Raw genomic sequence first — 12,858 nt, forward strand, 5'->3', positions numbered from 1 at the left:
AGTTCATGCAGGAGAAAGGATGTTTACTATCTGTGTTCAAACTACAACGCTATCCTATGTTATTAGGTCTATTTAGTATTTTCTTCATTTCTAGCGGAAGGCTATTACAGCATGTACTTCCCTATTCTCCTTCTATTAGCTGGATTCTAGGTTTTATTTGTTTCCTATCCGCTTCTTATTTTGCTACGAAGAATATAAACAACTCATAAAGCAAGAATCATCTTAAGGAGGATTATTAAACATGCCAGCCTTAAAAAAAATAGAGCAATCACTCGATCACTTATTTCAAATTGAAAAATACGGAAAAGATAGTGCCTTTAGTCGATTTATACCAGCCGTATATGATCCTATCAAATTTCCTTGGCAACAATTTTTTGAAGCAAATTTTGTAGATTTATTTAACGGCCTTATGATGCACGGATCTGAACATGTAACCAAAGTATTTTTAGCTGTATTCCCTACAGATGACGTTCTTGAAACATTCATTTCACAATCCACACCCGGTGATTTACTCTTTATGCACCATCCCCTTGTAATGGAGTGCGGTGATCCAATTGGAAGATCCGGTCGAGGTTTCATACCAATTCCTGAAAAATATTTGCAAGAAATAAAAGAAAAACAACTTTCTATATATACATGTCACGTACCAATGGATTTTCATCAAACGCATGGAACGAGTATTTCAATTGCAAAAGCATTAAACGCTACTGTAGTGGACGACTTTGCATATGGAGGTCCAGAACAAGAACCAGTTGGCCTTATTTGTGAAATAGATGAAACATCAACAGAAGCACTCCAAAAACATCTAAAAAAACTCTTCCAGATTCCTTACACAGACTTCGAAGGTAAACGACATGATTCCATCAAAAAAATCGCAATTATCGCTGGATGTGGCGATGTTGTATCTTTAATGAAGGAAGCAGAAGAAAAAGGTGCTGAAGCATATATTACAGGAGAAATCCATTGCCATATCGACAATGATTACGGCCGATATAAATACTCACTCATTATGGATTATGTAAAAGAAACGAATATGTCTCTAATTGGTGTGTCACACTCTGCCTCTGAATATTTAGTGAAAGAGACATTGATGTATGATTGGTTTAAAGAGAATTTTGATGTGGATGTTATTTTGCTTCCACAGGAAAAATGGTGGCTCTAACACTATCATTTTTTTAATTTATATACACAATACAATCGACCACAGAAAAATAGATAAAGTGAAACCTTAATCAGTGGGGGGTCTTCATCCCCCACTGATTATCATCCCTCACCAATCGGACTGCCCGGCAAATAGCTGAATAAATGAGAACGCACATGTACCAACGTAAATGCTTTCGTTGTGCCAGAAAACGAACCTACCAGTATTATAGCTGGAAACCTATTTTTGAGGGAGAATACAACCTCTCTTTATATTCATGCCGCAAGTGCTGTATGTTCTATTTTTCTAATTACTGATATATAGCAATTCATTTCATAAAAAAAGACCCGAGATTCGGGTCAACAAATAGAAATATAAATGAACTACAACAAATAACAGACAAAGCCATTATATATTTTTCATAGTAAAACATCCATTATTTTCTTTTTTCACTATCAATATATTATTTTTCGTTATCGTCCTCTTTTTTAGAACGTCTACCTAAGAAGAACACAAAAACATCACTTCCAAATAAGTGATGTTTTTTGTAGTTAATGCAGTGGTAACATAACCTCAACCGTCGTTCCAACCCCAACTTCACTTTCAAAACTCATTTTACCATTGTGATCTTTAATAATTTTTTCTGTAACTACTAAACCTAGACCAGTTCCTGTTTCTTTCGTTGTATAAAAGGCTTCATTTAACTTTGGAATTTTATCTTTCGGAATACCACATCCCTCATCTTTCACTTGAATGATGATTCCATCTTTTACAGTAACTTTAATCGTAATTGTTCCGCCAACTGACATTGCTTCAATTGCATTTTTGATTAAATTAAAAAAGACTTGTTTTAATCGTTTTTCATCACATGTAATTGACGGTAAGTCTTTACTGTAAATACCTTGTATGTGAACTCCTTGTTTTAAAGCAGGCTTTTCCATAACTCGAATAACATAAGAGATAATTTCTTGTATGTTATGAGTTTCTGATTCTAGTGATTTAGATTTCTCAAATCCACTAAGTTCTGTAGCAATTATATGGATCCGATCTACTTCTTGTTTCATAATATCACTATAAATTTTATCTTCCGGATGCTTGTCTGCTTGTTTATTCACAAGTTTTTTTAAGTTTGCTAAAGGTCTTCTAATCTTATAACCAATAACCGTTGCCATCTTTCCAACAGCTGCTAGTTTTTCTGTCTGTTTTATTTCTTTGTCCATCATTTCAAGCGTTCGAACGTAAGACTGAACCCTCAAAAATATAATCCAACATATGATAGTAAATATACTATATAATGCCATTGGGATTAAAACGAGAGAAGATTGAATAATGATTCCTGTAAGAGCGTACTTCCCAACAAGTATCGCTGGAACTAACCAGAAATATCTCTTATTTACAAAGATTGGTGCGAACAAAATAAAAAATACTTCTACTATATTTCCACCGTCAAATTCCGCATCGCTACCATAATAAATCATAATGTTATGGATACAATCTAATACATTATAGCCAATTAGAATAATATACTTTACCGGAAAAACATTCTTCCATTTCATAAAGTATATTCCAATGCAAAACAATACTACCATCAAAAAGTAAAGCCATAAACCTAAACCATCTTCAAACTTTCCTACGCCTTCTTGCTCTCCCGCGATTAAAGGTACGATAAATTCATAGGCAAGATCATACACAAAAAATATAATAAAAAATAAACTTAAAAATACTTTCAACGCCTTTATTTCTTCATTTTTAAATATATAGCCTTTATTCATATGGTAACTCCTAGCTTTTCTTCCACTTGGATTTCAGTATTTCCACACTTCCTTGGCAAAATAATGTCTATTCTCGTTCCAGTATTTCTTTCACTTGAAATATGTAGCTCACCAAGGTGCTCGGTGACAATTCGATTCGCTACTGTAAGACCCAGACCAATTTTATCTTGTTTCGTTGTATAAAAGGCCTCTGTAACACGGGCTAAGTTTTCTTGCTTAATACCATGACCATTATCAATTAAGCTGATCATTACATACTCTTTTCCTTTATTCTCTAATCGTAAATGTAATATGCCACCTTGCTCCATTGCTTCTAAAGCGTTTTTTATTGTATATAAAAAGACTCCTCTTATTTTTCGTTCATCGCATTCAACTTCTATTGTTTTTTCTTCCACATTAGAAATAAGCTGCACATTTAATTCATTCATTTTTTCGCGAAGAGTTGTTGTTGCTTGTAATACAATCTTTCCTAGATCATGTTTCTTATAAATAGAAGGCTTGCATGTAGCAACTTCCATCAACTCGCTTATCATATTATTCATATTTTCTATTTCAAAAATCATACGTTTATAAACAGGATCCTCTTCATGCTTCTCTCTTTGTAATTGCGTAAATCCTTTTAATGAAGCGAGTGGATTTTTAATTTCATGTCCAACCGTCGCTGCCATTTTTCCGATTACTGCTAATTTTTGTGATTCACTAGCAATCGCAATACTTTCCTTTACAGCTGAAAGATATTGTAAAAATCGGTTTAAAATGATATATGCAACTATTAATATAAGGGTATACATAATAAGGAACATAAATGCTTTTATTTCCTCTAATACAAATAAATAAATTAAATATTTTCCTACAATAGAGGAAAGCAAAAACACATAAAATTTTTTATTTAAAAATATGGGTACAAAGAAAATGAGAATAATCTCTATTATATTTGTCGTATCAAACGCCGCCTTATTATAAAAAATATACGAAATTATATTAGCGATTTCTATCCCTATGTATGCAAATATCCATGCATATTTAACAAGGTTTGCCTTTTCTTTTTTTAGTAAATATATATTCACGCACAGTATTGCTACTCCGCAAATAACTTGCCATATTATGTTGTATCCCTTATCCATTATTGATTTATCTTCTAATACGATTGCATAAAAAATTTGATATGCAATAACAATGACATATAACACCCATAAAAGGATTTTTGCATTCCTTTCTTCTTCTTTATATGATAGAAAACTTTCTTTCACTTCAACACCCCTTCAAAATAACATCTCAAAGAATACCATTTATTATAATAAATGATTTTCACAGACAAACAAAGATAAATCGAACATTTGAGGAAAATCATACCAAAAACGCAATATATTTAGACTATATACAGAGCATAAAATCTATGATCATTAATACGTATATTATGGAGGATGTTTTATATAGACGGCCCAAAAAGTAAAACAAAGCTTTTAGAATGGAACCTATTGATAGAACAGGGGGAGTTTTATGTTTGTTACGGTCGAGAAAGATGTGCATATTTTTGTGCAAGACGTTAATCCTGGTCCAGGTAGTAAGACTGTTTTCTTCGTTCACGGATGGCCTTTAAATCATCAAATGTATCAATATCAACTCAATGTTTTACCAGAGCATGGCTTTCGCTGTATCGCCATGGATATACGAGGAAATGGGCAATCTGATAAGCCATGGACTGGTTACACGTATGATCGATTAGCCGATGATATCGCAATTGTTCTAGAAGCACTCCAAGTAGAGAACGCTACGTTAGTCGGTTTCTCAGTTGGTGGTGCTCTTTCTATTCGCTATATGTCTCGGTATAATGGGCGCCGCATTTCTAAGCTCGCATTAATTGACGCTGTCTCCCCCTCTTTCGTTAAAAATCAAGAGTCCCCTTACGGTGTACCGAAAGAACAAGCAGATGCCCTTATTAATCAAATGTATGCTAATTTACCAAAATTTTTAAATGATGTATCTTTGTCCTTTTTCAATAGAAACTTAGGAGCCGCAACCCTTGAATGGTTTTCTTATCTCGGTATGCAGTCCGCTTCTTATGCCCTTATCAAAATTTTACAAGCAGCTGCAAATGAAGATGTAACGAAAGATTTAAATAAAATTAACGTTCCAACAAAAATCTTCCACGGCGTTCACGACCAACTAATTCCTTACAAAAGCGCTGAGCTTACGCAACAACGAATTAAAAATTCTCAGTTACATGCTCTTACAAATAGTGGTCATGGTTCACCAATCGATCAAGCGAATGAATTAAATAAAGAACTGATAAAATTTTTACATGCATAACAACTGCAATACAAGAATGAAAGTTAATATGATCGATTTTTTACAAAACATAAAATTCACACATTTCTCACAAATACACAAATAAAACGATTACATTTTCATATATACTAAATGTACAAGTAATACTCCCTAAACCTAGCTTGTCTGGTTACCCCGTTAAATACTATGAAAAAAGAACTTGTATCGTTATACAAGTTCTTTTTGTTTCTTTTATTTAAAGAGGATATCTTTACTATATTGATTTCCGACGAGTAAATCATATTGGAGCATTTTATATTGCTCTAACATTTCTTTTTGTTTCTTTGTTAAATCATTGATTACTTCTCCATTTTTATCAACTTTTAATTCATCTCTAAGCACTGGTATTTCCTTGTAAAGTTCCGATAAAAATTGATAAAATGAGGATTTATTTAATCCTGCATAATCAAAAATAAGATTAGAAAAATGAATTGGACTTACTAAACCTAAATTATCATTTGGCATATCAAAGTTTGCATACATTAATAGCGGCGTTTCCGCCATCGCTAAACGTTCACTTGGTGTTTTTTCATTCGTTATATACCCATTTTCTTTATAAAAAGATTTATTGGTTCCTAATGATGGAAGATGATCTCCAAAGAATACTAATAATGTAGGTCTATCTAAATTATCTAGTTGCTCAATTAAATATTGAAGTGCCTCATCTGAACGTCTTAATCCTTCTGTATACGTCTCTAATTCTCCCTTTGATTCTTCATTTTCTAGGCCGCTAATTTCTATTAGGTTTTCACCAAATCGGCCTTCTGTAAACGGAAAATGATTTTGCATCGTAACAGCATGAATAAATGTAGGTTGTTTTTGTTTCTCTAACTCAGCAATTATCTCTTTACTCATCGCTAAATCACTAATATAATCTCCATCAATATCCACATTTTCCATCGTATCCTCTGCATTGAACTTATCAAATCCTAACACCTTATATACATCATCACGTTTAAAGAATGTGCGACCAAATGAATGAATTGCACTTGTGTAATAACCTTCTTTTTTCAACGCCGTAGGGATTGATGGAATTTCTTTCTTATTTGTAATAACTTGCTGATATGGTATAGAACCTGGCTTTAACAAACTCATTGAATAACTTGTTAATGCCTCAAATTCAACGTTCGCCGTATTCCCCCCAAATGTAGGAGAAATAGTTTGTCCACCAGGAAAGTTTTCTATATAATGATGTAAATTTGGTACAGGATCTTCACTAAAAGAAAGGTTGGTTATTTTCGTGGGATCCCAAAACGATTCACTCATTACAAAAATAATATTCGGTTTCTCTTTTTTCTTTTGATTCCCTATATTTCCACTATATTGTTTTTTTATATCGTTTGCTATTTGAAGCATATTTTCATTAGAATAATTTTTTGGTTTTTCCATAACTGTTGTATCTAAATTGCTAATAAACCCAAGTACAAAACCATTTGAAGCATAGTTTTCATTTTGATTCCACAAAACAAAATCTACACCTGATTTTTGAAATACTTTATTCATAAATGTATTCGTAAAATTACCATACGCATATAGAACAAAAATAGATCCTACTACTAATAAGGCTCTTATTCCTAGATGAATCTTTACATTTTGAATATACCTTCTCATATATATCCCTGCTACAATACAAACTACGACACTTACGATAATGATAAACATATAACTCCAGCTAAAATAGTCCATCACCATCGGTATAACTGATTGCATATGCGTAATTTGTGTGAAATCAGAAGGATATAACGGATCACCTCTGAAAATAAGCTTCAAATAATTCACAATACATAAAATGACTAACGTACAGCTCGTTAAAACCATACTTAGAAAAACCTTACCTATTAAATTATATACAAGAATATATATTACATAAATTACTACAAAACTTAATATAAACTGCATATTATAAAAGTAAATCCAATTCATTGCCTCTATGAAACTCATATTAACTTGCATGACAATATAAAATAACGCTACTGTATGAGCTAGCAAAAATAATATAAAATGCACTCGCAGGGATGCTCTAAGTATAGACATCTCTTTTTTATTGAAATGCGTAATATAAAACGTTATGCCCCATATGAAAATCATCATAACACTTAAAACAAGCTTTTGATTTAAATGATCTTTCATCATGTCTAAATTAAAAACCTTTAAAATTATAAACAGCATAGTTATTACTAATAAAGTCACCATACTACTTATAATGCTAGAAATTAATATATTTCTTTTTGGAAGATGAAAAAGTGTAGAACCATACTTCAATTCATTCCCTCGTTTCTATGTATTAATTTCACCCCGCATCGAAAAAACTATTTCTATTAAAATAACATATATTACATATTTCGTCTGCATACTTGCTTCTATCATGGATGTATTTTCTTAATATTCCCTTAATAAATAGTTAAATTTTGGCATACAAATTACTCATTATTGAAAAACCTAATTTCAATATTCTACTTTATGATATAATAACTATGTTTTGGAAATCCTTAATACTATTAAAGATTTCACATGAAAATACGAAAGAATTAATAAAAAAGGAGTTGCTCATTTTTGCTTACTAAGTTTAAGAGTTTGCCTAAAGCGGTATATGCAATTTTGGCGCTTTCTTTCCTGTTGCACGTTTTTTGTTTAGTAAAACAGCCAGGACTAGATGGAGAGTTAGTCAAAGTAACATATGGTGCAAATGATGCATTTAACTATTCGTTAACAGCTGAACAACTATTAAAACATGGTGTATTTGGTTATGTGTATTTAGAACCTAGTGAGGTTCCAGGGAAAAATGCATATATCACACCAGGTCAGCCATTACTATTAGCTGGCGCTATGATTATTTCTGATATTACATCCATTCCTTACTATTACGTAGCAACTGTTATTAACATGATCATGAACCTTTGTACAGTACTATTAGTATTCTTAATAGGAAAAGAATTGTTCGAAAAAAACATTTATGGAATTGTTGCAAGTATTTTATATGCTATTTATCCAAGTAACTATACATACTTCCGTACATTGCTAACAGAAGTTCCATCCATATTCTTATTGGCGTTATGTGTATATGTATTTGTTCTCGCATGGAAATACAATAAAACGAAATTCCATATATGGTTTGGAATTGTCGTTTCAATTTTACTTATGTTCCGTCCAAATCCAGCTCCAATGATGCTCATTCCTGTTCTTGTTGTGTTATTTACATATGGATTTAAAGACTCCATTCGAATCGGATTGTTATGGTTTATCGGACCGTTCTTGATTATTGGCGCATGGGTTGTTCGTAACTATTTAGCGCTCAACCAATTTATTTTATTCTCAACCCAAGGTGCAGATCCACTGATTGCCGGTGCAGATCCATTTAATAAAATTGGCTATGAAAATATAGTAAATGAAATGAGAGCTAAAGGCTTAGATGACAAAGGTGCATACGCAAAAGAATTAATCAAGAATGGATTTAAGACGGACTTCACTTATTGGTTCTCTTGGTTCACTGTCGGTAAAACAATTGAGTTATTCAAAACAGCTCCTGCTGTAGACCAATACCGTATTCATAACTTTATGCAACTATGTCATAGAGTGTTTATCATCGGTACATTCTTGAGCAGCTTCTGCCTCATGCTAAATTCATTTAAACATAAACGCGTTATGATGCTAGTAGCAAGTTCTATTATTTACATTATCTTCTCAAACTTATTCTTAGCAATTAACCGCTACGGATTTTTCATTAATCCTCTTATGTGCTTAATTCTTGCATACGGATTAATTCACATTGTGCAGAAGCTTCCATTCTTCCGCACTAACCAAGCATAATAAGAAAGAGGTCGGCCACAGATGGCCGACCTCTTTCTTATTATCCAACACTTTACACACGGCCAATTTGTACATTCTGTAATCGTACTTTAATTCCGTATGTATGTGTTTCTGTATTTGTCAAAATCTCTTTCACAACACCACTCACTGTTTTACTTATAAATGCAAGTTTTTGATAACTATTACTATAACGAAAAGAGAAAATGATTAGCATGTATATTATATAAAAGGAAGCAGCCATATTTTCCATACGATACATACGAGTACTATAATTACAAAATCAAAAAAATCTAATCTTGGACCTTTTTTCATATTCATATGTAAACACATATGAAACCATTTTATTTTTGTATATTTATGGATGTTTTTCTTTGCAAATCGGTAAATAAGTATTTGCATGATAAAAAATCCGGCTAAAAAAATAAATAATACGATGAGAAATCCAATCACAAAATTCTTCCTATTTTTGTAGCGTTTTTTCTACTATCCGATTTTTCAAAACCCACTCTTCAAACTGGGCACTTCCAAATTCCCAGCTAAGATCGCGAGCATGTACAGAAAAAACGTAATGACCAGCATATTCATCCATAAACCTACCTAACTCTACATCGTCTTTCTGAATACCGTATACTCCAAAATTAAAATACACATCCCATACGTCTTCATTCTTCCTCTTATAAGCAATCGATTCCATATCACATTCTGTTCCGAAATAATCAAGATGTAAATGTACGCTATCATCATATTCGTACTCCATTTTATCACCCCTTATATTTGTACTTCTTTATCACCAGAAAAATTCCTTCTATCTACACTCACATATGGGCACTTACCTACATATCATGCTTGTAGAGTGACTTCTAGGAGGTGTTATATAGTGAAAAAATTAATAGCTGTTTTTTGTATCACGTTACTAGCTGTTTTCACATTTACTGCTTGCAGTAGTAAAAAAGAAGGTACAAAAGAACAAACTCAAAATGTTCGAGTCGGCGAAGTTACCCACTCTCTCTTCTATGCCCCGTTATATGTCGGGATTGAAAAAGGATTTTTTAAAGATGAAGGATTAAATGTTGACCTCCAAACAACAGCGGGCGGAGATAAAACGATGACGGCCCTATTATCTGGCGGGATTGATATTGCTCTCGTCGGTTCTGAAACATCTATTTACGTTCATCAACAAGGCGCAAAAGACCCGATTATTAACTTCGCACAACTTACACAAACAGATGGAACATTTTTAGTTTCGCGTAAAAAATTAGACTCTTTTAATTGGAATGACGTAAAAGGTGTTACGTTTTTAGGACAGCGTAAAGGCGGCATGCCACAAATGGTTGGAGAATACGTTTTAAAGAAAAATGGCATTGATCCTCACAAAGACACAAACTTAATTCAAAACATCGAATTTGCTAATATTGCAAATGCCTTTGCATCTGGTACTGGAGAGTTTGTACAGCTCTTTGAACCGACTGCAAGTATACTTGAGAAAGAAGGTAAAGGTTATATCGTCGCTTCATTCGGAAATGAATCTGGTACTGTTCCTTATACAACGTTCATGGCAAAAGAAAGTTTCTTAAAGAAAGATAAAGCTGCTGCTGAAAAGTTCACACGTGCGCTCTATAAAGCACAGCAATGGGTTGATACACATAGCCCAGAAGAGATTGCTAATGTTGTTTCCCCGCTATTTAAAGACACTTCAAAAGACATTACAGTAAAAGTAATTGAACGATATAAAAAGCAACATTCTTATGCGACAAATCCACTATTAGATGCGGAAGAATGGAAACAGCTCCAAACGATTATGAAAGACGCTGGTGAATTACAAAAAGAAGTCCCACATGAAGCGCTCGTCAATACAAAAATTGCCGAAAGCGTTATTAAGAAATAGAGGCGAATTGTATGAGTTTTTTACAAATACGTAACGTTTCTCACTGCTTTTTTGCAAAAGAGAATGCCAAACTTATTCTCGAAGATATGAGCTTACAAGTGGAAGAAGGCGAATTTATTTCTATACTCGGCCCAAGTGGTTGCGGTAAAACAACGCTCCTCTCAATCATTGCTGGACTACTTGATCCAATTGACGGTATCGTCTTTTTAGATGGTGAACCGATTACAACGAAAACTTCATCTATGGGATATATGTTGCAGCAAGATTACTTATTCCCGTGGAAAACTATTGAAGAAAATATTATGCTTGGACTTCATATTCGAAAGATTTATGATGAACAGATGAAAAAACATACTTTAAATCTTTTAAAACAAGTCGGTCTACATGGGGTAGAAGGACAATATCCTCGTGAGTTATCCGGCGGTATGCGTCAACGTGCCGCTCTCGTTCGAACGTTAGCGACTAATCCGAAAATTTTATTACTAGATGAACCATTCTCCGCACTCGATTATCAAACGAAGTTAAAACTAGAAGAACTCGTTTTCAATTTACTAAATAAATATAAGAAAACATCATTACTTGTTACTCACGATATTGAAGAAGCGATTGCGATGAGTGATCGTATTTATTTACTGCAAGCGAATCCTGGAAAAATCGCGAAAACCTTTATCGTCCCGGAAAGTATTCGTTCTTTATCACCATTAGAAGCACGCCATCACTACGATTTCCCAGCCCTCTTTCAAGATATATGGAAGGAGCTGGAACGACTTGGATAATATAAAACAACTACATGAACAATTTCGAAAGAAAGAACGCAGGCGTGCTTGGATTGCTCGCTCACTACAGCTTTTACTACTTATTCTTTTCTTTGCACTATGGGAAATAGCTAGCAAAAAAGAATGGATCGATCCTTTACTCTTTAGCTCTCCTTCGAGTATTTGGGATCTCTTCTTAACGAAATGGATCGACGGTTCACTTTGGGTCCACATATGGACGACATTGCTGGAAACAGGATTAGGCTTCATTCTTGGAACGGTACTCGGTGCTATTATTGCCACGTTTCTTTGGTGGATGCCACTTCTAGCCCGCGTACTTGATCCTTACCTCGTCGTCCTAAATGCAATGCCAAAAGTTGCACTCGGTCCAATCATCATCGTTATTTTCGGTCCAAACATTTCATCTTCTATCGCAATGGGAGTAATCATTTCCATCATCATTACCATTCTCGTTATTTACAGTGCATTTCAAGAAGTCGATTCTAACTATATAAAAGTAATGAACACATTTGGCGCAAATAAATGGCAATGTTATAAGCAAGTCGTCCTCCCTGCATCCTTTCCAGCAATTATCTCAACGTTAAAAGTAAATGTTGGTTTATCCTGGGTCGGTGTTATTTTCGGTGAACTTCTCGTTTCCAAACAAGGACTTGGCTACTTAATTAGCTACGGATTCCAAGTCTTTAACTTCACACTCGTTTTACTTAGCGTACTACTCACATGTGTTCTCGCAACTCTTATGTATGTATTTGTCGAGGCATTTGAAAAAATTCTAATTGGAACAAGAAAAAGAAGCTGACTCAAAACAGTGCGCTATAGTCAGCTTCTTTCTTTTACCTTTTATCACACATTTTCGTTTCATTTGTAATGTTTCCATCCGCAACCGTAACTGTATGAAAACAGTCTTTCACACGTACTGTAACGACATTATCTTTTCGATCTATCACATGATAATCATTAAACTTTTCATTCAAAGCACTACGAATTTGCTCCCCTTCAAAAATCGGAAAACCGTGAGACATTACCCAAATGAGACCAGCAACAGCAAGAATCGTTTTCATACGTTTCATTACCTCCTCGAGAGTAAACTTATAGTCCCTACAACACGCGCATTATAATTGTGTCTAAATTGTGACATTTTTATACTAA

General features: G+C 33.7%; 12 protein-coding genes and 1 pseudogene. 6 read left to right on the forward strand and 7 right to left on the reverse strand.

Annotated features, from left to right (window positions below; genetic code table 11):
• The first annotated feature begins 241 nt into the window (after positions 1–241).
• Entirely contained in the window at positions 242–1,162 is a 921-nt protein-coding gene (locus AXW78_RS23030) for a Nif3-like dinuclear metal center hexameric protein (RefSeq protein WP_001111116.1), read from the forward strand.
• 530 nt (positions 1,163–1,692) lie between these two features.
• On the opposite strand, the gene AXW78_RS23035 is transcribed toward AXW78_RS23030, so the two are convergent.
• Together AXW78_RS23035 and AXW78_RS23040 are read right to left on the reverse strand one after the other, a co-directional pair.
• Positions 1,693–2,913, reverse strand: a complete 1,221-nt coding sequence (locus AXW78_RS23035) for an ATP-binding protein (protein ID WP_001032632.1) — start codon at positions 2,911–2,913, stop codon at positions 1,693–1,695.
• A complete protein-coding gene (locus tag AXW78_RS23040; protein WP_061884689.1) occupies positions 2,910–4,163 on the reverse strand; it encodes an ATP-binding protein in 1,254 nt (417 codons plus the stop codon). The genes AXW78_RS23035 and AXW78_RS23040 overlap by 4 nt, the downstream gene beginning before the upstream one ends.
• A gap of 250 nt (positions 4,164–4,413) precedes the next feature.
• Between AXW78_RS23040 and AXW78_RS23045 the strand changes: the two genes are divergently transcribed.
• Entirely contained in the window at positions 4,414–5,223 is an 810-nt protein-coding gene (locus tag AXW78_RS23045) for an alpha/beta fold hydrolase (protein ID WP_000498280.1), read from the forward strand.
• Positions 5,224–5,433: 210 nt separating this feature from the next.
• On the opposite strand, the gene AXW78_RS23050 is transcribed toward AXW78_RS23045, so the two are convergent.
• Positions 5,434–7,503 (reverse strand): LTA synthase family protein, encoded by a 2,070-nt coding sequence (locus tag AXW78_RS23050; protein WP_000873619.1) that lies wholly within the window; start codon positions 7,501–7,503, stop codon positions 5,434–5,436.
• 291 nt (positions 7,504–7,794) lie between these two features.
• On the opposite strand from AXW78_RS23050, the gene AXW78_RS23055 reads away from it, so the two are divergent.
• Positions 7,795–9,048, forward strand: a complete 1,254-nt coding sequence (locus AXW78_RS23055) for a glycosyltransferase family 39 protein (RefSeq protein ID WP_000956216.1) — start codon at positions 7,795–7,797, stop codon at positions 9,046–9,048.
• Between the two features lie 52 nt (positions 9,049–9,100).
• On the opposite strand, the pseudogene AXW78_RS34960 reads toward AXW78_RS23055, so the two are convergent.
• The 3 genes and pseudogenes from AXW78_RS34960 to AXW78_RS23070 form a co-directional block, all read right to left on the reverse strand.
• Positions 9,101–9,205, reverse strand: a pseudogene (locus AXW78_RS34960) (DUF2196 domain-containing protein); the annotation flags it as partial.
• A 62-nt stretch (positions 9,206–9,267) separates the two neighbouring features.
• Entirely contained in the window at positions 9,268–9,498 is a 231-nt protein-coding gene (locus tag AXW78_RS23065; RefSeq protein WP_000578988.1) for a hypothetical protein, read from the reverse strand.
• A gap of 10 nt (positions 9,499–9,508) precedes the next feature.
• Positions 9,509–9,805: a DUF3986 family protein gene (locus AXW78_RS23070; RefSeq protein ID WP_000455579.1), complete on the reverse strand. Its 297-nt coding sequence runs from the start codon at positions 9,803–9,805 to the stop codon at positions 9,509–9,511.
• Positions 9,806–9,925: 120 nt separating this feature from the next.
• On the opposite strand from AXW78_RS23070, the gene AXW78_RS23075 reads away from it, so the two are divergent.
• The 3 genes from AXW78_RS23075 to AXW78_RS23085 are packed head-to-tail and all read left to right on the forward strand — an operon-like array spanning position 9,926 to position 12,508.
• A complete protein-coding gene (locus tag AXW78_RS23075) occupies positions 9,926–10,933 on the forward strand; it encodes an ABC transporter substrate-binding protein (RefSeq protein ID WP_000733222.1) in 1,008 nt (335 codons plus the stop codon).
• An 11-nt stretch (positions 10,934–10,944) separates the two neighbouring features.
• Positions 10,945–11,709 (forward strand): ABC transporter ATP-binding protein, encoded by a 765-nt coding sequence (locus tag AXW78_RS23080; RefSeq protein WP_000009031.1) that lies wholly within the window; start codon positions 10,945–10,947, stop codon positions 11,707–11,709.
• On the forward strand, positions 11,702–12,508 hold the full coding sequence (locus AXW78_RS23085; RefSeq protein WP_000368769.1) for an ABC transporter permease: 807 nt from the start codon (positions 11,702–11,704) through the stop codon (positions 12,506–12,508). The genes AXW78_RS23080 and AXW78_RS23085 overlap by 8 nt, the downstream gene beginning before the upstream one ends.
• Before the next feature lie 34 nt (positions 12,509–12,542).
• Here AXW78_RS23085 and AXW78_RS23090 read toward each other — a convergent pair whose 3' ends face one another.
• The gene (locus AXW78_RS23090) at positions 12,543–12,770 is read right to left on the reverse strand and encodes a hypothetical protein (RefSeq protein ID WP_000849112.1); all 228 of its coding nucleotides are present in this window, start codon (positions 12,768–12,770) and stop codon (positions 12,543–12,545) included.
• Positions 12,771–12,858: the final 88 nt, after the last annotated feature.

Origin of the sequence: Bacillus thuringiensis (assembly GCF_001595725.1) — a bacterium.
Classification (GTDB): domain Bacteria; phylum Bacillota; class Bacilli; order Bacillales; family Bacillaceae_G; genus Bacillus_A; species Bacillus_A thuringiensis_K.

Bases quoted from the DNA above. Each gene is read 5' to 3' on its own strand.
- AXW78_RS23080 (WP_000009031.1), top strand. From the start codon at position 10,945: ATGAGTTTTTTACAAATACGTAACGTTTCTCACTGCTTTTTTGCAAAA.
- AXW78_RS23090 (WP_000849112.1), bottom strand. From the start codon at position 12,770: ATGAAAACGATTCTTGCTGTTGCTGGTCTCATTTGGGTAATGTCTCAC.
- AXW78_RS23035 (WP_001032632.1), bottom strand. From the start codon at position 2,913: ATGAATAAAGGCTATATATTTAAAAATGAAGAAATAAAGGCGTTGAAA.
- AXW78_RS23070 (WP_000455579.1), bottom strand. From the start codon at position 9,805: ATGGAGTACGAATATGATGATAGCGTACATTTACATCTTGATTATTTC.
- AXW78_RS23045 (WP_000498280.1), top strand. From the start codon at position 4,414: ATGTTTGTTACGGTCGAGAAAGATGTGCATATTTTTGTGCAAGACGTT.
- AXW78_RS23030 (WP_001111116.1), top strand. From the start codon at position 242: ATGCCAGCCTTAAAAAAAATAGAGCAATCACTCGATCACTTATTTCAA.